We start from the raw sequence: 19,107 nt of genomic DNA, 5'->3' as shown, positions 1-19,107 counted from the left end.
CCTCCTTGAAGACGATCCTGACAGTGGCCGTGGTTCTTTCCTGTGCTGTGTTTACGACTGCGGCGTGGTGCAAGGATGACCCTGCCGCCGGCGCAAAGCTCTACACCGCGAACTGCACGGCCTGCCATGGCGCAGACCGTGCGGGCATGCCGGGCGCGTTCCCCGCCCTCACCGACGTCAGCAAGCGGCTGCAACCGGCGCAGATCAAGGACAAGATCAGGAAGGGCGGCGGATTGATGCCGCCCTTCTCCCAGCTGTCGCAGCAGGAAATCGATGACATCGCCAGTTTCCTGGCGAAGTAGCAGGCAGCCGTTACAGTTCGCGCACCCAGATGTTGCGGTAGCTGACCTTGGAATCATGCTCCTGCAGATAGATCGGCGCGCACGCATGTGGCGAGTACGAGGGCGCGCCGATGTACTCGGTCTTGCCCGCCAGCACGGTGTCGTCCTGCACCAGCACGCCGTTGTGCAGCACGGTGATACGCGCGGGCGAAGTGAGCCCGCCACCCGGCGAGAAGCGCGGTGCCTTCCAGAGGATGTCGTAGGCCTGCCACTCGCCCGGGGCACGCGAAGCGTTCACCCGCGGCATGGCCTGCTTGTAGATGGAGCCCGCCTGGCCGTTGGCATAGGTCGGATTGTTGTAACTGTCGAGCACCTGCAGCTCATACTGCTCCTGCAGGAAGATGCCGCTGTTGCCCCGGTTCTGGCCGTCGAAGCCCTTCGTATCGGTGGGCGTGCGCCACTCGACATGCAACTGGATGTCGCAGAAGCGTTGCCTGGTGCGGATGCCCTTGCTGCCCGGCACCACGGTCAGCGCGCCGTCGGCTACGGTCCAAGGCACGCGCCCACCCTGCTCGGACTCCCAGCGCGAAAGATCCCTGCCATCGAACAGCACGATCGCATCGGAAGGAGCCTTCCCCGCAGGGGTGGCCACGACTGCAGGCACAGGCGTCCACACTTCGGTCTTCTTTGGATTGCGCGCAGGATCGGCGCCGGCCTGCGCGAATGCGGGCGCTACCACCAGCAGGCCGGCGGCAAGCAACAGAGAGCGGATCATCATGGCGTTTTCCATCAGCTGGTCCCCCACGCGGGCGTGCCGGCAACATAGGCGAGGTCGCCGTCGTAGCGGCCCGGCACGGCAACGTACTGCAGCACTTCGGTCGCACCGACCTTCGAGGTGAAGAAGCCGAAGATGGCCAGCTGCTTGATCATCGTGAAGTAATGCGGCATCGCTTCTCCTTCCTCGGCAGTGCCGGTTTCGGTTACATCGACCGCGCGCTTCCTCGCCTCGGCATCCAGCGTGCGCAGCAGTTCGGTGCGGGCCTGCGGCGCGAGTGAAATGAAGCGGCCACCGGCGCGTTTGTCGATATCGGTCAGGCCGGCGCGGAACGTCGCCTGCTGCCGGGCGGTGTAGCAGTCGCTGACGAACGTCGCCATGAAAGCACCGGCGCCGGCGTCCTTCGCCCCCGGCGTCTTCGTCCGTGGCAGGATGGTCTCGGCGATCTCGTCCAACGTGCCGACATCGGCGTCGGAGAAGTGAGGCTTCGTACCGGCAGCCGGCGCCTGCCCATGAACAAGCGCAGGCAGGCCGACCATGGCCGCGCCGGTGGCGGCGACGATCATCTTCAACAGTTCGCGGCGATCCATCAGAGATTCCCCGCTTTCAGTTCGCGCACGGCGTGGTCGGCCGCGCGCGCGGTCAACGCCATGTAGGTCAGCGAGGGATTCACGCAGGCGCTGGAGGTCATGCAGGCACCGTCGGTCACATAGACATTGGGCGCATCCCACACCTGGTTGTGCTGGTTCAGCACGGAGGTCCTGCGGTCACGCCCCATGCGCGCGGTCCCCATCTCGTGGATGCCCTTGCCCGGAGCGTAGTCGCTGTCGTGCATCTCCACGTCCTTGACGCCGGCCGCCTCCAGCATCTCGGCGGCATCGGCAGCCATGTCCTTGCGCATCGCCAGTTCGTTGGCACGCATGGCTACGTCCATCGCCAGCACCGGCAGACCCCACTTGTCCTTGCGGTCGCGGTCCAGGCGGATGGTGTTGTCGTGGTGCGGCAGCATTTCACCGAAGCCGGTCATGCCGATGCGCCAGTCACCGGGCACGGTCAGCGCCTCCTTCAGATCGGCACCGATGTTGAGCTCGGCGATCTCGCGCGACCACCCGGTGCGGCTGGCACCGCCCTGGTAGCCGAACCCACGCAGGTAGCCGCGCTTGTCCGTAGCAATGTTGCGGAACCGCGGAATGTAGAAACCGCAGGGACGGCGGCCGAAGTAGTACTTGTCCTCGTAGCCCTCGACCCGGCCCGAGGCACCAGCACCAAAATGATGGTCCATCACGTTGTGCCCCAGTTCGCCGGACGAAGAGCCCAGCCCGCCTTCCCACACATCGGTGGCCGAGTTCATCAGCAGCCAGGTCGAGTTGAAGGAGGACGCGTTGAGGAAGATGACCTTGGCCGTGTACTGGTAGGTCTGGCCGGTCTCTGCGTCGATGACCTCCACGCCGCGCGCACGCTTGCGGTCCTTGTCGTAGAGCACTTCCTTGACGATCGAGAAGGGCCGCAACGTCAGGTTGCCGGTCTTCATGGCCGCCGGCAGCGTTGCCGACTGGGTCGAGAAGTAGGCACCGAAGGGACAGCCGAGAATGCACTTGTTGCGGTACTGGCAGTTGACGCGGCCCTGCTCGGGCATGGGCTTGGTGATGTTGGCGGTGCGCGAGTGGATCATGTGCCGCGTTCCGCCGAAGGCTTTCTGGATCCGCGCGGCCACGTCCTTTTCGACGATGTTCAACGGGATCGGCGGCAGGAACTCGCCGTCCGGCAACACGTCCAACCCTTCACGCGTGCCGGCGATGCCGGCGAACTTCTCCACATGGTCGTACCAGGGCGCGATGTCGGCGTAGCGGATCGGCCAGTCGGCGGCGATGCCGTCCTTGAGGTTCGCTTCGAAATCCAGGTCGGAGAAGCGATAGCTCTGCCGCCCCCACATCAGCGAACGGCCGCCCACGTGATAGCCGCGGAACCAGTCGAATCGCTTCGTCTCGATGTAGGGCGATTCCTGTTCGTCGGCCCACATGCCCTGCAGGTTCTCGGCCAGGGCGTAGTCGCGCATCAACACCGGGAAATCGGCCTTCATCGCCTGGGTTGGCCGATTGCGATGCGGGAAATCCCACGCCTCCTTCATCGCATTGACGTAGTCCTTGACGTGCTCGATGTTGCGTCCGCGTTCCAGCATCAGGACCTTCAGGCCCTTCTCGGTCAGTTCCTTTGCCGCCCAACCGCCACTGATTCCCGAGCCAACAACGATGGCGTCGTAATGATTATCTGCCATGGGTCTATCACCTGGGTGGATATCGTTTCAGACGTCGCAGAGGCGGATCGCCTCGCGCAGCGAGCCAACGGCATCAGGCGCTGCAGGCATGAATTCCTGCGCCAGATAACCATCGAAACCGGTGTCGCGGATCGCGCGACAGATGGCGGGGTAATTGAGCTCCTGCTGGTCCCCGATCTCATGCCGTCCAGGCACGCCGGCGGTGTGGTAATGCTTGAAGCAGGCATGATGCTTGCCGATGGTGGCGATGATGTCGCCCTCCATGATCTGCATGTGATAGATGTCGTACAGGAGACCGAAGTTGTCCGAGCCGAGCCGCTGGCACAGCTCCACGCCCCAGGCGGAGTGGTCGCACAGGTAGTCGCGATGATCGACCCTGGAGTTCAGCAGCTCCATCACCAGCACCACACCGCGCTTCTCGGCATGCCCGAGGATGCGCTTGAGCCCCGCCTCGGCGTTGACCATGCCGTCCTGGGGATCCATGCCGTTGCGGTTGCCGGAAAAGCAGATGAGATTGCGATAGCCGGCATCGGCGACCAGATCGATGTGCCGCGTGTAGCGCTCCACCAGTTGATCGTGGAACTCACGACCGGCAAAGCCCTTGGTGAGGCCCAGCTCGGCGCCGTTGCACATCGAGCTGTAGACGCCATGGGCCTTCAGCGTGGGCCAGTCCTCCGGGCCCACCAGATCGATGGCGGCAAACCCGATGCCCTTCACCGTCTGGCAAAGCTGGGCAATCGACTGCTCAGGAAAGGTCCAGCGGGCGACGGAATGCTTCAGGTTGCCCTTGAGTGGCGCGGTGGCTGCAAACGCAGGCAGAACGCCCGCAGCCCCGAGGCCGAGACTGCCGGCAACCGCGATGCGCAGCGCATCGCGCCGCGTGAGCCCTGGGCCCGGTCTGATCGAATGGATGGACATCCACTTTCCGGCCTCCCAACCGGTATCAAACGCTGACGATTTCGCTGCAATGCAATCGATTGCACCATGGGGAGGAAATTGTTTTTTTGCAAGACGCAGTGCACGAAAGTCCATGCTGCGGGGCACAACGTCGACAGGGATCTGCGGGAAAAAGAAAAGCCCCGCATGGGCGGGGCTTTCGTTCTTCCTGCTGACAAGCGTTCGATCAGAACGGGATATCGTCGTCAGCGAAGTCATCCATCGGCGGGGCCGACTGCTGCGGCTGCTGCTGCGGACGCTGCTGGCCGTAGCCGCCGCCCTGGTTGCCGCCCTGGTTGTAACCACCGCCCTGGCCGCCACGCGCGTTGCCACCGCCACCGCCACCACCGCCGTACTCCTGGCGCGGGGCCTGCTGGCGCTGCGGACGCTCGCCGCCGCTGAAGTTGCCACCGCCGCCGCCACCGCCGCCTTCACCGCGGCCGCCCAGCATCTGCATTTCATCGGCGACGATATCGGTGGAGTACTTCTCCACGCCGTCCTGGCCGGTGTACTTGTCGTAACGCAGGCTGCCTTCGACGTACACCGAGCTTCCCTTGCGCAGGTACTCGCCGGCGATCTCGCCGAGCTTGCCGAAGAACACCACGCGGTGCCATTCGGTACGCTCCTGCTGGTTGCCATCCTTGTCCTTGCGGACGCTGGTGGTGGCCAGGCTGATGCGGGTGATCGCCATGCCGGCCTGGGTGTACTTCACGTCCGGGTCGTTGCCGAGGTTGCCGACCAGGATGACTTTGTTGATGCCGCGCGCCATAGGTGTGTTCGTCCGTTGTACAGGGCGGTTGCTGTTCTACCACAGCCCCGGCGGGACTGCTGGACAGGACCGCCCCAGGGATTTGGGGGGAATGCAGGAACGACCCAGTCTACCATCCCGTGCCCCTCCAGCCCTGTCAGAGACGCCCCCGGAATCAATGGGAGGTTGCCTTAATGTCTGGCAAAGCTTCTACGGAACGTGAGCAATCCCGGCCACTGAAGACGCCGCCGCAATTCTCAAATAAAGAGACGGATGGAGATGGGCAGGAAACTGGCCATCGGGCATCTTAAAACGCAATCGATCCTCAATATATTTCACCCGCGGCATCGACTGCGTTAATCCAAGGCATTATGTACAGAACAAACCTACGCCGCAAACAGCAATTTCCCAATGCAGAAAATGGGAAACCACTACAGACGCCAGACGTCCAGCGGCGATAAGCTTGCCGGCACAAGTGGAGAACCAGCAATAGACAAAGGACGCATGTGCGAACGTCAAGGAAAGCGCAGCACATGTTCCACTGGAATCAGTTGCCCAATCACGCAACCAGCGTGGAAATCAAGGATCGGAAATGAACATGAAGTTCGCTTTGGCACTGCTCCTCATCGCATCACTTGGATTCACCGCTTATTCTCAAACAGTCAGCCTCCCCCCAGTGAAGGTCACAGCACCTCGAGTCGGCGGTGGAGATTTCAGCTGCTTGGGAACAGCATGCTTCAATGCGGTCAATCAAGAATCGTTCTCGGCCAATGAGCGTTTCCTGGAGATTCATGAGCGCCATCCTGATGAACCGCCCGCACTGGACCAGGACAAAGTGTGCAGATCCATGAGGCAGAATCGGCCCGCCAACTGCAGCTTCGAATCACCGCCTTCAGCCCCAGGCTTCAGTCCCGGCTGGACACCCAATGGATGTGGCACTGGCCCCAGAGCAAACTGGTTTCTGGATCGCGCTCTTTCCCAAGCCAATTCTTCCACTTACTCCGGAGACCTTGACGCGCCATTCGCCGGCACCAGCTTCCTGAACGCATGCAATGGTCACGATACGTGCTGGGGAGGTGCGATGGATCGCGGAACATGCGACATTCAATTCAGAGAATCAATGGAGTCAGCCTGCTCAGGCCAATCAAGCCCCGACACCTTCAATATCTGCATGGGGTATGCCGGCATGTACCACGGTGCGGTTTCCACCACAAATGGTTCAAATGAAGCCTATGCCACGGCACTCAGCGAAAACTCCTGTGCAGCCTGGATATACGACATGAAGGCAAACGGGTGCAACCCATGAACAGTGATCATTCGTCCAAAGCTCCAGTGCTTGCGTTGCTATCGATGATGGCATTGATCGCGTGCCAACCTGAAGCAGCTTCAAGGAACGGGGCTGCTAAACACACCCCAACGCCGGAAGACTCCAATGTCGAGACTGCAAATGTCGCGAACGGAAAAACCACTGCAACTCAGTTCTTCCGATGGAGTGGCAACAAGGCCACCTTACCGGAAGATGATCGGAAATATCTGGCCAACCTCTCATCGAGATATCACGACATATTCCGTGGACTGGATGGAAAACCGGAGAGCGAGGCACTCGCCCTTGGATTTCCAACTGAAAAAGAATGGCTCGACGCCAGAGACCTTTCGAACGAGGAGCTTCTCGAGCAGATGAATCAGGGCAACATCAACGCCAAGGCGTTTCATGTTGACCGGCAACTGGAAACGCTTGAAAACCTGATCTCTTCTTCAGGCGCAGAGAATATCACTGAATTATTCCAGACATCCCCAGCCATTCGTGACAAGTACCAACAGCTTGCAATTGACACCCAGGTAGCGGCTGCTGGACTTCTCAAGTTCCACCCAAGCCCGTTCTCCGCCTATATGTTCGGGGCGACCAGCGCCATTACAGGCGGAGTGGATGCCCCTATCCCGGCCTCGATGAGTGTCGCCGGAGAGCTGGGTGACAGCAGATCCGCAGAGCTGCTGAAAGCATACTCAGCCATCAACGAGAAGATGGATCCTGCTGCGGTCATGAGCAGCTATTCTTCCATGCGAAAAATCGCCGGACTGAACTGAAGGATCTCATGATCATTCTTGCCGCCCTCGCCGCCATTCACGCATTGATTGCAATGTTGTCATTTCCTGCACTCTTCAGCGGACGGAGGAGCTGGCCTTTCCATGCCAGCCTGATCGCTATCGCGTGCCCACTGGCAGCACCGTTCTTCATCGGGGCATTCATCCTGAAAAGTGTCCCTTACTTCAATATGCATCTGGGCTACGCCTATTGCGCAGCTGCCCTTTACACGATCGGCCTGCTCGCATCCGTCTCATCACTCATAGGCCATCTCAGGCGAAAATCGGGCACATTCGGCTGAACGTGGTTCCCCTGGATTTTCATAACCAGCTTCAGGAAGTCCCACATCCGCGTGGGCGTATCTGCATCCGTCGCCGGACGCATGGCATCATCGCAGCCTGTGTCAGCTCATCTTCAACATGACCATCAAAGGCAAAGCCACCTCCCTGGACATCGCCCACCTGGCCGGGGTCTCCCAGCCCACGGTCTCGCGGGCCCTGCGCGGCAGCCCGATGGTCAACGCCGAGACCCGCGAGCGCATCCTGCGCATCGCCCGCGAGCTGAACTACAAGGTCGACAAGAACGCCTCCAGCCTGCGCCTGCGCAATGCCGGCACCCTGGCCCTGCTGTTCTTCGAGGACCCGACCAATGACGACTCGCTGATCAACCCCTTCTTCCACTCGATGCTGGGCTCGATCACCCGTGCCTGCGCGCTGCACGGGCAGGACCTGCTGGTGTCCTTCCAGCAACTGTCCACCGACTGGCAGGCCGATTACGAAGACAGCAACAAGGCCGATGGCATCATCCTGCTCGGCTATGGCGACTACCACGAGTCGCGCGACCGCCTGCAGCGGCTGGTCGAACAGGGCACCCACTTCGTGCGCTGGGGCGCGGCCCTGCCCGGCCAGCCGGGCGTGTCGATCGGCAGCGACAACTTCCAGGGCGGGCATGACATCACCGCCCACCTGCTGCAACAGGGCTGCCGCCGCATCGCCTTCCTCGGCCATGCCTCCAGCCACTACCCGGAATTCGAGGAGCGCTATCGCGGCCACGTCGAAGCGCTGCGTGCACACGGCCTGGCGGCCGACCCGGCGCTGCAGCACGATGCGATCACCACCGAGGCGTCCGGTCATGAGGCCTGCCTGGCACTGCTGGCCCAGGACCGTTCCATCGATGCGATCTGCGCGGCCAGCGACCTGATTGCCATTGGCGCGGTGCGCGCCCTGCGCGAGCAGGGCCTGCGGGTGCCGCAGGACGTGGCGGTGACCGGCTTCGATGACATCCCGCTGGCCGCCTCGGTGTCGCCGCCACTGACCACCGTGCAGCAGGACACCAAGCAGGCCGGCCAGCTGCTGGTGGAGAAGCTGCTGGCGCTGATCGGCCGGCAGCCGGTGGAAGGCCAGAGCATTCCGGTGAAGCTGGTGGTGCGCGAGTCGTCGCTGCGCACCTAGCACTTTTGTAGTGCCGAGCCATGCTCGGCAGAATGCATGAGACGCAAGGCCAACGGCAGCCGAGCATGGGCTCGGCTCTACAGGACCTACGCCACTACGCGCCGCCCGGCATCGCCGTGCGTACCGCCATGCTGAACTCATCCAGCAGGAAAGGCTTGGCGATCATCGCCATGCCTTCATCGAGGAAGGCCGCGCGTTCCTGTGCCTTTTCCGCATAGCCGGTCATGAACAGGATCGGCAGCGCTGGCCGCGATTGCCGCGCGATCTCCGCCAACTGGCGGCCGTTGAGCCCCGGCAGCCCGACATCGGTGACCAGCAGGTCGATGGTCTGCGCCGAGGCCAGAATCGGGATGGCTGCATCGGCATCACCCACCACCTGGGCCTGATACCCCAGGTCCTCCAGCACCACCGTCACCAGCATCCGTACCTGCTCGTCATCCTCCACCACCAGGATGGACTGGCCCGCGCCCCGCCGGATCGGCTGCGAGGCTGCAGGCTCGTCCTCCGCCACGGCTTCCGACAACGGAATGAACAACAGCACCGTCGTGCCCTGGCCGACATTGGACTGGATGGCGATGTGGCCGCCGGACTGCTGCATGAAGCCGTACACCATCGACATGCCCAGGCCCGTGCCCTTGCCGATGGGCTTGGTGGTGAAGAAGGGTTCGAACGCGCGCTCGACCACTTCCGGCGCCATGCCGGCACCGGTATCGGCCACCGCCACCATCGCGTAGTCGCCAGCAGGCACGGCCCTGTACTGCCCCTCGCGTACGCTCACCGCCGATGCGCGCAGGGTCAGATCGCCACCGTGCGGCATCGCATCGCGCGCGTTGATGGCCAGGTTCAACAGCGCGCTTTCGAACTGGTTGGCATCCAGCGTAGCGTGCAACGGCAGCGGCGAGGGCTCGGCGCGGATACGCACGGCTTCGCCCAGGGTGCTGTGCAGCAGGTGCTGTACCGAAACCAGCAATGTGTTGATCTCCACCGGCCGCGCATCCAGCGACTGCCGTCGGGAGAACGCCAGCAGGCGCTGGGTCAGCGCCGCCGCACGCTGGGCCGAGGCGGTGGCGGTGTCGAGGAAACGTTCGAGGTCGTCGACCCGGCCCATGTCCAGACGCAGGCGCACGATGTCCAGCGCGGACAGGATGCCGGTCAGCATGTTGTTGAAGTCGTGGGCGATGCCGCCCGTCAACTGACCGATCGCTTCCATCTTCTGCGACTGCCGCAGTGCGGCGTCGCTGGCCTCGCGCGCGGCCATCTGCGCTTGCAGTTCACGGGTACGCTCGGCCACCATCGCCTCCAGCGCGTGCGCGTGCTGTTGGCTGCTGGCAAGCGCCAGCTTGGCGGCGGTGATATCGGTGATGAACACATGGAAGCCGTCGATGCGACCATCAGCATCGCGGCGCGGCGAGTAACGCACTTCGCAGTCCCGACGTCCGTGTACGCGATGTGGCCAGACGATTTCGAACACCGCCTCGCGGCCGGCCAATGCGGCTTCCATCGCCGGCCGACGCTGCTGCCACACCGGCTCGCCGATGACCTCGCGCACATGCCTGCCGATCACTTCGCCGGTGGCCAGTTCGAACCAGCTTTCATAGGCCCTGTTGGCGAAGCGGAAACACAGCGCGCGATCGACGAACGCGATCAGCACCGGCATCGCATCGGCAATCAGGCGCAATTCGGACTCGCTGCGCGCCAGCGCCGCACGGCCATCGGCCAACGCGGTGACCTGGTCGCGCACCACGAACTGCTTTGCGCGCGCACGCAGCGCACCCTGCACTGCACTGAGCAACGACATGCTTCCCAACGGCCGATCCATTTCCACCACGTTGATCGAGCCGGGCAGCAAGGGTTCGCGGGTGGAACGCCGGTAGGAACGCGCCGAGCGCAGCAGGATGAACGGGACGTCCGACCAGGCCGGCTGCTGCTGCAGCGCCTGCTGCAGCACATCGCTGCCGCGTGCCACCGCTTCCTGGGTGACCACCACCAGCCCGGTGCGGTCATCGAGTTGGCTGGCCAATACCTCCAGACCGGGTGCGATGTGCGTTTTCAGGCCCGCGTTGGCCAGCACCGCCGCGATGCTGTCGGCGTCGCGGCCGAAGGGAGCAACGATGCGGACAACCGTGCCGCCATCATCGCTATCGGACATCGGACTGGCCCAGCAGCGCCGCGCTGTCGCCTACGAATTCGGGCGTGCCGGTAAGGATTCCCTGGAAATCGGCCAATGCGGCGCTGACCGTGATACCCCGCCCGTCGATCTTCAGTTCGCGGATGGTGTCTTCATGCGCACCGCCGCGGTTCTTGATCACCGAGATCGCCTTGCGGATGCGCCCCTTGGCTTCGAAGAAGCGGAACAGCACCACCGCATCAGCGATGTAGGACACGTTGAGGCTGCCGGTGGACATGGTGCCGACCAGGCCGTGCTGCGGGTTGATCAGGAAGGTCGCCACGCCCTTCTGGTTCAGATAGGACAGCATCTCGTGCAGCTGCAGCATCAGCTGCTTTTCCTGCGGCATGGCGGTGACATAGCCGTTGAGGCTGTCGATCACCAGCACGCTGCAGTTGCGCTCTTCCACGGCCTTGCGCAGGTTCCAGGAGAATTCACCCGGCGACACTTCGGCCGGGTCCATCTGCAGGATCTCCAGCAGACCCGATTGCAGGTGCTTGTCCAGGTCGATATCCAGCGCGGAAGCGCGCGCCAGCAACGTGCCGACCCGCTCGTCGAATTCGAAGATGCAGCTGCGCTCACCGCGTTCGCAGGCCGCCCACACGTACTGCAGTGCCACGTTGGTCTTGCCGCTGCCGGCCGGGCCGGTCAGCAGCGTGGAGGTGCCTCGCAGCGGCCCGCCACCCAGCAGCCGGTCGATCTCCGCTACCCCGCTGCTGATGGGCGTTCCGACGAACCGGCCATGATGCTCGGAGGCGATCAGGCGCGGGAAGATCTGCACCCCACCACTACGGATCACCATATCGTGGTAACCGGCAACGAAATCGACACCCCGCAGCTTCTGCACCTGCATCCGGCGGCGGGCCGGGCCAAAATCCAGAGTAAGACGTTCCAGCGACAACACACCGTGGCACAGGCTGTGCAGCTGGCCATCGCGCTCATCGCCGGTGGACGTCAGGTCGTCCACCAGGATCACCGTGGCGCTCTTGGGCGCGAAGAACTGCTTGAGTGCGAGGATCTGCCGGCGATAGCGCAGCGAATCCTGGGCCAGCAGGCGCAGTTCGGACAGCGAATCGAACACCACGCGGGTCGGCCCGATGCTGTCTACCTTCGACATGATCAGATTGACCGTCTCGTCCAGCTCCATTTCCCACGAGTGCAGCACCGACTGCAGGCGGCCATTGCCCATGGCCCCCTCGGCCGAGCCCAGCTCGAACAGGTGCAGGCCATCCAGCGACCAGCCATGCGCCGACGCTACTTCCCGCAGCTCTTCGGCGGTCTCGGACAGGGTGATGTACAGGCAGCGTTCGCCGCGTTGCAGCCCTTCCAGCAGGAACTGCAGCGACAAGGTGGTCTTTCCGGAGCCGGGCGGGCCTTCCAACAGGTACAGGCGCGCCTGCGGCAGCCCGCCGCCCAGAATGCTGTCCAGCCCCTCTACCCCGGTTACGATCCGCATGTGCGCCTGCATGGCAATGACAAAAGAGGGTCAGAGCCTAGCGACGCCGCTGTGGACGGATTGTGTGATCCAGCGCACCGATGCCAACGCATTCAGGAATTTTTCACGGCGCCCGCCCTGCGCCGCCACCGGAGGCGGCCTATGCGCCAGCTCCACGCCAGCATCAGCACCGCGTACAGCGCCAGCAGCAGCTGCAGCCCCTGCTTGACGAAGAACAGCAGCGGCAGCCAACCGTAGTCGGCGTCGGCCATTTTCATCTGCAGGCCAGGCGCCAGGCCCAGTGTCGCGGTTTCTCCACGCAGGCCAGGCCCGACCTCCACAACGGTGATCTTCAGGTGCAGGGCGCCGGCACCCAGCGTAAGTGGCGGGGCCAGTGGCGGCCACCGGAAATCGCTGGGCGGTAACCCGGGTTCGTCCGGCGTGAACTCGCGTGTCACCTCGCCCGAGCCATGCGAACCGACCGGCATCGCCCGATAGAGTGCGTGCCGCCCGTCATGCTCGACCTTCAGCCTGATCGGCTCGCCGGGCGTGCGGAAGCGCAGAAAACCAGCATGCTCGCTGTTCTGCCAGTCACCGAGCACGGGATCCGGCTGGTCGTACCTGCGCGGCGGCCGCTGGAACGTCAACGACAGCTGCGGCCGACCAGGCAACAGCCGCTCGGTCTCCAGCACCAGCTGCGTGCCTGGTTCCAGCAACAGCGGTGCGGATGCGTAGTGCGTGGCAGTACGGAAATCGGCCAGCGACAGCACCAACCCGATACTGAGCGAGATCAACAGCAACCAGTTGAACCAGAATGCGATGCGCACCGGATGTCCTTTTCCGCGTTGGGCTGAACGAGTATAGCCAGCCCCCTGCGCTGCGCCGACGGCCCACGACTGGCGGCACCATGACCAAAGGGGCATGACGCGGCCCCGTTCAGCGCGATAAACAGCAGATCAACACACGGAAAGGTGTACGTCGCATGCTGAAGATCGATTCGCTGTCCAAGACGTACGCCAACGGCGTGCACGCGTTGAACGGGGTCACCCTGGATATTCCCCGCGGCATGTTCGGCCTGCTCGGCCCGAACGGCGCGGGGAAATCCTCGCTGATGCGCACCCTGGCCACCCTGCAGGAGGCTGACAGTGGCAGTGCCACCCTGAGCATTCCGGGTGAATCACCGATCGACGTACTGCGCGACAAGGACGCCGTGCGCCGCCGCCTGGGCTACCTGCCACAGGACTTCGGGGTGTACCCGAAGGTCAGCGCGCTGGACCTGCTGGAGCACTTCGCCGTGCTGAAGGGCCTGACCCAGCGTGGCCAGCGTCGCGAGGTGGTCGATGGCCTGCTGCAGCAGGTGAACCTGTGGGATGCACGCAAGCGCAAGCTGGGCACCTACTCCGGGGGCATGCGCCAGCGCTTCGGCATCGCCCAGGCGCTGCTCGGCGACCCGCGTCTGGTGATCGTCGACGAGCCCACCGCCGGGCTCGACCCGGAAGAGCGCAACCGCTTCCTCAACCTGCTGGCGGCCATCGGCGAGAACGTGGCGGTGATCCTGTCCACCCACATCGTCGAGGACGTGACCGACCTGTGCCCGACCATGGCGATCATGAACAAGGGTCAGGTGCTGCTGACCGGCCGCCCCACCGATGCGATCGACGCGCTGCAGCAGCAGGTCTGGCGCAAGCAGGTGGACCCATCGGAACTGGCTGACCATGAGGCGCGCTACACGGTGCTGTCCTCGCGCCTGGTGGGGGGCCGTCCGGTGATCCACGTGCACAGCGCCAGCGACCCGGGCGATGGCTTCGCGCCGGTCGCACCCGATCTCGAGGACGTGTATTTCCAGCGCCTGCGCCTGCAGGCGCGTGCCCGTGCAGCCTGAGCGGAGTACACCATGACCCTCGACTTCTTCCGGTTCGAGCTGCGCGAGCAGCTGCGTTCCCCGCTGCTGTGGCTGTTTGCCGGTCTGTTCGCCCTGCTCGCCTTCGGCGCCGCGTCCAGCGATGCGGTGCAGATCGGGGGCGGCAGCGGCAACGTGCACAGCAATGCCCCCACCGTCGTCGCCTCGATGCTGGGCATCTTCACCCTGCTCGGCATGCTGGTGTCCACCCTGTTTGTCAGCAATGCGCTGCTGCGTGACTTCGAACTGGGCACAGCCGAACTGATCTTCGCCAGCCCGATCAAACGCCGCCACTATCTGGCCGGGCGCATCGCCGCAGCGCTGGTGTCGGGCCTGCTGGTATACGTGCTGATCGCCGTTGGCATACTGGTGGCGCAGTTCATGCCCTGGGTCGATGCCGAGCGCCTGGGGCCCACCAACTGGGCCGGCTATGGCTGGACCTTCGCGGTGGTGGTCATTCCCAACCTGCTGTTCACCACGGCACTGCTGTCGCTGCTGGCGGTGACCACCCGTTCGATCCTGTGGGTGTACATCGGCGTGGTCGGTTACTTCGTACTGTATGGGGTCAGCGCCGCCCTGCTGCGCGACATCGACAACACCTGGATCGCGGTGCTGACCGAGCCATTGGGCATGCGTGCGCTGTCGCGCACCATCCGCTACTGGTCCACCGAAGAGCGCAACAGCGGCATTCCGGAACTGGCCGGCTACCTGCTGGCCAACCGGGTGCTGTGGCTGACCGTGGCCGCCGCGCTGTTCGCCGCCACCTTCGCCCTGTTCCGTACCGAGCGCAGCGGCAGCGGCCGCCGGCGCTGGGGGCGCGGCAAGGCGGTGGCATCAGCCGATCCCGCGCCGCTGCGACCGGCAACGACCACGCTGCCGCGGGTGACGCCGGTGTTCAGTACAGGCACCGCGTGGCGGCAGTTCCTGCGCCAGGTGCGGTTCGATACACGCGGCGTGCTGCGCAGCGTGCCCTTCATCGTGCTGCTGGTGCTGGGCCTGGCCAATTTCCTGCCGTCCGCGCTGTTCCGGCAGACGCTGTACGGCACCTCCATCTGGCCAGTCACCTCGCAGATGATCATGGCCCTGCAAGGCGCCTTCAGCTGGCTGCTGATCATCATCGTGCTGTTCTTCGCCGGTGAGCTGGTGTGGAAGGAGCGAGGCGCACGCATCAACGAGGTGAACGATGCGATGCCGGTACCCAACTGGGTGCCGTTGCTGGCCAAGTTCGTCGCACTGCTGGCGGTGATCGCCTGCTTCCAGGCGGCCGGCGCGCTGGCAGCCATGGCCGTGCAGCTGGCCAAGGGCTATACCCATCTCGAACCGCTGCTGTACCTGCGCAGCCTTGCGCTGGATTCGGTGGTGTACGTGCTGATGGGCGGTCTGGCGCTGGTGCTGCAGGTGCTGACCAACAACAAGTTCTTCGGCTACGCGCTGCTGATCGTGGTGATGATCGGCCAGGGCGTGCTGGGCATGCTCGACTACACCCAGAACATCTACAACTTCGGCAGCTGGCCGATTGCCCCCTATTCGGACATGAACGGCTACGGCCACTTCCTGACCGGACAGTTGGCCTTCCAGGGCTACTGGGCGCTGTTCCTGCTGGCACTGATGTGCCTGGCATCGGCGTTCTGGGTACGTGGCGTCAGCCAGGGCCTGCGCCAGCGGCTTGCCCTGGCCGGGCGACGCCTGCGTGGCCCGACCGGCGCGATGGCAGCGCTGGCCACAGTTGCGTTCATCGCGGTAGGCGGCTGGCTGTACTGGAGCACCAACATCCGCAACGATTTCCTTTCGCCGGACCAGCAGCTGGACCTGCAGGCCCGTTACGAACGCGAACTGTCGAAATACCGCAACCTGCCGCAGCCGCGCATCATCGCCGTGGACAACCGGGTGGACCTGCGTCCCGAAACCCAGTCGATGGTGATCGACGCCAACTGGACGATCCGCAACACCCACGCCGCGCCCATCCAGGAGGTGCACGTGGCTGCGTCCGACGACAAACAGCTGGTGGCCGTCGACCTGGGTGGACAGACGCTGTCAATGCACGACGCCGACCTTGGCTACCGCATCTATCGCCTGGCCACGCCGTTGCAGCCGGGCGAAGAGCGCCGCATCCATTTCCGTGTGGTGCAGCAGCCCGATGGCATCACCGCAGATCAGGCGCCGAGCAACATCGTCGACAACGGCAGCTTCTTCAACAGCCGCGTACTGCCGTCCTTCGGCTACAACGAAGGCGCTGAGATCAGCGACCGCAACGAGCGGCGCAAGCGTGACCTCGGCGAGCCACGGCGCATGCCCAAGCTGGAAGACGAAGCCGCACGCGCAAACAACTACGTCACCAACGACGCCGACTGGCTCGACTTCCGCAGTACCATCTGCACCGCACCGGACCAGGTGGCACTGGCGCCGGGCTACCTGCAGCACGAGACCACGGTGAACGGGCGGCGCTGCTTCAGCTATGCGATGGACCGGCCGATGCTGAACTTCTACGCCTACCTGTCGGCACGCTGGGAGGTTCGCCGGGCGAAGTACAAGAACATCCCGATCGAGGTGTATTTCGATCCCGCCCATGGCTACAACGTGGACCGCATGATCGACGCGGTGCAGAAGTCGCTGGCCTACTACGAAGCCAACTTCACTCCGTACCAGCATCGCCAGGTACGCATCATCGAGTTCCCGGGCTACCAGCGCTTCGCCCAGTCCTTCGCCAACACCATTCCCTATTCGGAGTCGATCGGCTTCATCGCCGACCTGCGCGACCCGGACAAGGTGGACTATGTGTTCTACGTGACCGCCCACGAAGTCGCGCACCAGTGGTGGGCGCACCAGGTGATCGGCGCCAACGTGCAGGGCGCAACCGTGTTGTCCGAGTCGCTGTCGCAGTATTCGGCACTGATGGTGATGGAGCAGGAATACGGTCGCCAGCACATGCGCCAGTTCCTCAAGCGCGAGCTGGATGGCTACCTGTCCGGGCGCGGCGGTGAGGCCATCGAGGAGCTGCCGCTGGAGCGTGTGGAGAACCAGCAGTACATCCACTACCAGAAGGGCTCGCTGGTGTTCTACCGGCTGCGTGAGGAAATCGGCGAGGAGGCGTTGAACCGTGCCCTGAAGCATTTCCTGCAGGACAAGGGCTACCAGCAGCCGCCGTACACCACCTCGCGGGAGCTGCTGGCCTACATTCGCGCCGAAACGCCCGCCGACCGCCAGCAGCTGGTCACCGACCTGTTCGAGAAGATGAGCTTCTACGACAACCGGTTGTTGGCCGCCAGCGCGCGCAAGCGTGCCGACGGACGCTACGACGTGACCCTGGACCTGCATGCCAGCAAGCAGTACGCCGATGGCAAGGGCAAGGAGACCGCCGGCACGATGGATGACTGGGTGGAGATTGGTGTGTTCGCCAATGGTCCGTCCGGCAAGGAACATGACCAGAAGGTGCTGTACCTGCAGCGCCACCACATCACCACGGCCGAGCCGAAGATCACGGTGACGGTGGATGCCAGGCCGGATGAGGCGGGCTTCGATCCGTACAACAAGCTGATCGACCGGGTGAGCGAGGACAACCGGCGCAAGGTGACGATGTAACACGCGTGATGGTGCCGGCCTTCGGGCCGGCATCGTTTGCGGAAGCATCCACGCATGGCGTGGATCTACTGGAACGCATCCACGCCATGCGTGGATGCCGTGCTGCCCCGTTGACGCCCTCGGCTACGCTGCGGGGCTCTGCGAACCGGCCTTCGGCCCCAGCACCGCCAGCAGCACGTAGATCACGATCGACGCCACGGTGCCGAGTGCAGCCAGCAACATGAAGGCAAACTCCGAACGGCCCTGCTGCCGCGCCCACTGCCCCAGATGCCAGGCCGCCCCCAGGTTGATCAGCCAGGCGATGACGAACACCGGCCACTGCACGAAACCGACCGCGCGCAGCAATGGCATGGCGATGAGTGCTGCGACGATGGCGCCGATCAGGAAGACCAGCGCCAGGCGGGAATGGTGTACCGAAGCGGCGGTCATGCGCCCAGCTCCCGTACCATCACCAGTACGCGATAGCCGTGGTTGTCGGCTTCCTGCAGGGGCGTCCAGCCCATCCGCGCGTAGAGGCCGCCATCCAGGGCTTCGGTCTGCAGGTACAGATGCGAGACGCCCATCCGCACCGCCTGCGCCGCAGCCTGTTCGACCAATCCGCTGGCCAGCCCGCGGCCACGATGACTGTCGGCCACGAACACGCTGCCCAGCCAATGCTCGTACTGCGGCAAGCCCTGCATCTCCCGGCGCTTGAGCTGCACCGCGCCTGCCACCTGGGCGCCATCGAATGCGGTGATCAGGTGCGGAAAGCCTTCCGCATCCTGCGGCTGGTTGAGCCGCTGCAGTTCCTGCTCCAGCGACACGCCGGCGTCCCGGCCCCATTGCGCGTTGTACCACTGTGCCAGCTGCAGCCTTTCCGGCGCGTCAGCGGGTAGCACCCTGAATTCCATGGCGAAGCCTCGATCCCTATGTCGTGCAAGAGGATCACGTACGGCCTTCAATTGGAAGCAGACGAGCGACGGCCCGGCGCTACAGAACGGTCAGCCCTGCGCGAAATCCTTCAGGATCTCGCCGACGCCGCTGGGCGAGATCTCAAAGCCCAGCGTGGTACCCGGATTGATCACCACACCGTAACCGCCCGGCACGCGACGCAACACGTCGAGCATCAGCCAGCGGACCTGATGCTCGGCCTGCTGGCTGTAGATGCCCACCCGCGCCGGATCGGTGAACACGGCTACGTGCAGGGTGCCCTGCTTGTCGAACAGCAGCGGATCGAAGCCGCTGCCATCGGGGGTGACCAGGCTGCCGGTCAGCAGCACCACATCGGAGGCGACGAAGGCCTCCATGAACGCGCGGATCGGCACTGTTCCGTCCATCGCGGCCTTGAGCAGGGTTTCGATCGGGGTCTGCGGGGCAAGGTCGGTCATGGCGGCTGCAACAGGGAGGTAAGGGGGCCTATTGTAGAGCCGAGCCCACGCTCGGCTGCGCTTCCACGGACTGTAGATGGCGGCAGCCGAGCGTGGGCTCGGCTCTACAA

General features: G+C 64.0%; 18 protein-coding genes. 7 read left to right on the top strand and 11 right to left on the bottom strand.

From position 1 onward, the window contains the following. Nucleotides 1–5: 5 nt before the first annotated feature. Entirely contained in the window at nucleotides 6–302 is a 297-nt protein-coding gene (locus tag AC27VL_RS04545) for a c-type cytochrome (protein ID WP_089239438.1), read from the top strand. 10 nt (nucleotides 303–312) lie between these two features. On the opposite strand, the gene AC27VL_RS04540 is transcribed toward AC27VL_RS04545, so the two are convergent. From AC27VL_RS04540 to AC27VL_RS04520, 5 genes are all read right to left on the bottom strand, one after another. Continuing rightward, nucleotides 313–1,056 carry a 3-keto-disaccharide hydrolase gene (locus tag AC27VL_RS04540; protein WP_488765700.1) on the bottom strand — a complete coding sequence of 248 codons (744 nt, stop codon included), beginning with the start codon at nucleotides 1,054–1,056 and terminating at the stop codon, nucleotides 313–315. A 14-nt stretch (nucleotides 1,057–1,070) separates the two neighbouring features. Next, nucleotides 1,071–1,646 carry a gluconate 2-dehydrogenase subunit 3 family protein gene (locus AC27VL_RS04535; RefSeq protein WP_191077478.1) on the bottom strand — a complete coding sequence of 192 codons (576 nt, stop codon included), beginning with the start codon at nucleotides 1,644–1,646 and terminating at the stop codon, nucleotides 1,071–1,073. Next, entirely contained in the window at nucleotides 1,646–3,331 is a 1,686-nt protein-coding gene (locus tag AC27VL_RS04530) for a GMC oxidoreductase (RefSeq protein WP_488765655.1), read from the bottom strand. The genes AC27VL_RS04535 and AC27VL_RS04530 overlap by 1 nt, the downstream gene beginning before the upstream one ends. Nucleotides 3,332–3,358: 27 nt before the next feature. Then, nucleotides 3,359–4,249, bottom strand: coding sequence for a hydroxypyruvate isomerase family protein (locus AC27VL_RS04525; protein WP_488765699.1), 891 nt, complete (start codon nucleotides 4,247–4,249; stop codon nucleotides 3,359–3,361). A 205-nt stretch (nucleotides 4,250–4,454) separates the two neighbouring features. Continuing rightward, on the bottom strand, nucleotides 4,455–5,036 hold the full coding sequence (locus AC27VL_RS04520) for a single-stranded DNA-binding protein (protein WP_488765654.1): 582 nt from the start codon (nucleotides 5,034–5,036) through the stop codon (nucleotides 4,455–4,457). A 571-nt stretch (nucleotides 5,037–5,607) separates the two neighbouring features. On the opposite strand from AC27VL_RS04520, the gene AC27VL_RS04515 reads away from it, so the two are divergent. The 4 genes from AC27VL_RS04515 to AC27VL_RS04500 all read left to right on the top strand — a co-directional run bounded on the left by AC27VL_RS04515 (nucleotide 5,608) and on the right by AC27VL_RS04500 (nucleotide 8,549). After that, nucleotides 5,608–6,321, top strand: a complete 714-nt coding sequence (locus AC27VL_RS04515) for a hypothetical protein (RefSeq protein WP_488765652.1) — start codon at nucleotides 5,608–5,610, stop codon at nucleotides 6,319–6,321. Continuing rightward, nucleotides 6,318–7,100 (top strand): hypothetical protein, encoded by a 783-nt coding sequence (locus AC27VL_RS04510; protein ID WP_488765651.1) that lies wholly within the window; start codon nucleotides 6,318–6,320, stop codon nucleotides 7,098–7,100. The genes AC27VL_RS04515 and AC27VL_RS04510 overlap by 4 nt, the downstream gene beginning before the upstream one ends. An 8-nt stretch (nucleotides 7,101–7,108) precedes the next feature. Then, the gene (locus AC27VL_RS04505) at nucleotides 7,109–7,399 is read left to right on the top strand and encodes a hypothetical protein (protein ID WP_488765649.1); all 291 of its coding nucleotides are present in this window, start codon (nucleotides 7,109–7,111) and stop codon (nucleotides 7,397–7,399) included. A gap of 118 nt (nucleotides 7,400–7,517) precedes the next feature. After that, nucleotides 7,518–8,549, top strand: a complete 1,032-nt coding sequence (locus AC27VL_RS04500; protein ID WP_236509253.1) for a LacI family DNA-binding transcriptional regulator — start codon at nucleotides 7,518–7,520, stop codon at nucleotides 8,547–8,549. Nucleotides 8,550–8,643: 94 nt separating this feature from the next. Here AC27VL_RS04500 and AC27VL_RS04495 read toward each other — a convergent pair whose 3' ends face one another. The 3 genes from AC27VL_RS04495 to AC27VL_RS04485 all read right to left on the bottom strand — a co-directional run bounded on the left by AC27VL_RS04495 (nucleotide 8,644) and on the right by AC27VL_RS04485 (nucleotide 12,921). Then, nucleotides 8,644–10,698, bottom strand: a complete 2,055-nt coding sequence (locus AC27VL_RS04495; protein WP_488765648.1) for a PAS domain-containing protein — start codon at nucleotides 10,696–10,698, stop codon at nucleotides 8,644–8,646. Continuing rightward, nucleotides 10,688–12,184: an ATPase domain-containing protein gene (locus tag AC27VL_RS04490; protein WP_488765646.1), complete on the bottom strand. Its 1,497-nt coding sequence runs from the start codon at nucleotides 12,182–12,184 to the stop codon at nucleotides 10,688–10,690. The genes AC27VL_RS04495 and AC27VL_RS04490 overlap by 11 nt, the downstream gene beginning before the upstream one ends. Nucleotides 12,185–12,264: 80 nt before the next feature. After that, entirely contained in the window at nucleotides 12,265–12,921 is a 657-nt protein-coding gene (locus AC27VL_RS04485) for a hypothetical protein (protein ID WP_488765644.1), read from the bottom strand. Nucleotides 12,922–13,133: 212 nt separating this feature from the next. Here AC27VL_RS04485 and AC27VL_RS04480 point away from each other — a divergent pair, with 212 nt between their 5' ends. Together AC27VL_RS04480 and AC27VL_RS04475 are read left to right on the top strand one after the other, a co-directional pair. Next, nucleotides 13,134–14,033, top strand: coding sequence for an ABC transporter ATP-binding protein (locus AC27VL_RS04480; RefSeq protein WP_100551784.1), 900 nt, complete (start codon nucleotides 13,134–13,136; stop codon nucleotides 14,031–14,033). Nucleotides 14,034–14,045: 12 nt separating this feature from the next. Continuing rightward, complete coding sequence (locus AC27VL_RS04475; RefSeq protein ID WP_488765642.1) at nucleotides 14,046–17,630, top strand: ABC transporter permease/M1 family aminopeptidase; 3,585 nt, start codon at nucleotides 14,046–14,048, stop codon at nucleotides 17,628–17,630. 123 nt (nucleotides 17,631–17,753) lie between these two features. On the opposite strand, the gene AC27VL_RS04470 is transcribed toward AC27VL_RS04475, so the two are convergent. From AC27VL_RS04470 to AC27VL_RS04460, 3 genes are all read right to left on the bottom strand, one after another. Further along, nucleotides 17,754–18,059 carry a hypothetical protein gene (locus AC27VL_RS04470; RefSeq protein WP_100463718.1) on the bottom strand — a complete coding sequence of 102 codons (306 nt, stop codon included), beginning with the start codon at nucleotides 18,057–18,059 and terminating at the stop codon, nucleotides 17,754–17,756. Then, nucleotides 18,056–18,520 carry a GNAT family N-acetyltransferase gene (locus tag AC27VL_RS04465; protein WP_488765640.1) on the bottom strand — a complete coding sequence of 155 codons (465 nt, stop codon included), beginning with the start codon at nucleotides 18,518–18,520 and terminating at the stop codon, nucleotides 18,056–18,058. The genes AC27VL_RS04470 and AC27VL_RS04465 overlap by 4 nt, the downstream gene beginning before the upstream one ends. Nucleotides 18,521–18,610: 90 nt before the next feature. Next, on the bottom strand, nucleotides 18,611–18,997 hold the full coding sequence (locus tag AC27VL_RS04460) for an SseB family protein (protein WP_100551781.1): 387 nt from the start codon (nucleotides 18,995–18,997) through the stop codon (nucleotides 18,611–18,613). Between the last annotated feature and the right edge of the window lie 110 nt (nucleotides 18,998–19,107).

The sequence above is a fragment of the Stenotrophomonas sp. 14P6.2.3 genome (assembly GCF_057799055.1).
Note: the sequence above shows the minus strand (reverse complement) of the source record. Positions and strands in the feature narration are given on the sequence as shown.

What these genes read in the sequence shown, in the direction of transcription:
- AC27VL_RS04495 (WP_488765648.1), bottom strand. Translation starts at nt 10,698, where the DNA reads ATGTCCGATAGCGATGATGGCGGCACGGTTGTCCGCATCGTTGCTCCC.
- AC27VL_RS04525 (WP_488765699.1), bottom strand. Translation starts at nt 4,249, where the DNA reads ATGTCCATCCATTCGATCAGACCGGGCCCAGGGCTCACGCGGCGCGAT.
- AC27VL_RS04460 (WP_100551781.1), bottom strand. Translation starts at nt 18,997, where the DNA reads ATGACCGACCTTGCCCCGCAGACCCCGATCGAAACCCTGCTCAAGGCC.
- AC27VL_RS04530 (WP_488765655.1), bottom strand. Translation starts at nt 3,331, where the DNA reads ATGGCAGATAATCATTACGACGCCATCGTTGTTGGCTCGGGAATCAGT.
- AC27VL_RS04535 (WP_191077478.1), bottom strand. Translation starts at nt 1,646, where the DNA reads ATGGATCGCCGCGAACTGTTGAAGATGATCGTCGCCGCCACCGGCGCG.
- AC27VL_RS04505 (WP_488765649.1), top strand. Translation starts at nt 7,109, where the DNA reads ATGATCATTCTTGCCGCCCTCGCCGCCATTCACGCATTGATTGCAATG.
- AC27VL_RS04520 (WP_488765654.1), bottom strand. Translation starts at nt 5,036, where the DNA reads ATGGCGCGCGGCATCAACAAAGTCATCCTGGTCGGCAACCTCGGCAAC.
- AC27VL_RS04475 (WP_488765642.1), top strand. Translation starts at nt 14,046, where the DNA reads ATGACCCTCGACTTCTTCCGGTTCGAGCTGCGCGAGCAGCTGCGTTCC.
- AC27VL_RS04470 (WP_100463718.1), bottom strand. Translation starts at nt 18,059, where the DNA reads ATGACCGCCGCTTCGGTACACCATTCCCGCCTGGCGCTGGTCTTCCTG.
- AC27VL_RS04540 (WP_488765700.1), bottom strand. Translation starts at nt 1,056, where the DNA reads ATGATCCGCTCTCTGTTGCTTGCCGCCGGCCTGCTGGTGGTAGCGCCC.
- AC27VL_RS04510 (WP_488765651.1), top strand. Translation starts at nt 6,318, where the DNA reads ATGAACAGTGATCATTCGTCCAAAGCTCCAGTGCTTGCGTTGCTATCG.
- AC27VL_RS04490 (WP_488765646.1), bottom strand. Translation starts at nt 12,184, where the DNA reads ATGCAGGCGCACATGCGGATCGTAACCGGGGTAGAGGGGCTGGACAGC.
- AC27VL_RS04465 (WP_488765640.1), bottom strand. Translation starts at nt 18,520, where the DNA reads ATGGAATTCAGGGTGCTACCCGCTGACGCGCCGGAAAGGCTGCAGCTG.
- AC27VL_RS04500 (WP_236509253.1), top strand. Translation starts at nt 7,518, where the DNA reads ATGACCATCAAAGGCAAAGCCACCTCCCTGGACATCGCCCACCTGGCC.
- AC27VL_RS04515 (WP_488765652.1), top strand. Translation starts at nt 5,608, where the DNA reads ATGAACATGAAGTTCGCTTTGGCACTGCTCCTCATCGCATCACTTGGA.
- AC27VL_RS04480 (WP_100551784.1), top strand. Translation starts at nt 13,134, where the DNA reads ATGCTGAAGATCGATTCGCTGTCCAAGACGTACGCCAACGGCGTGCAC.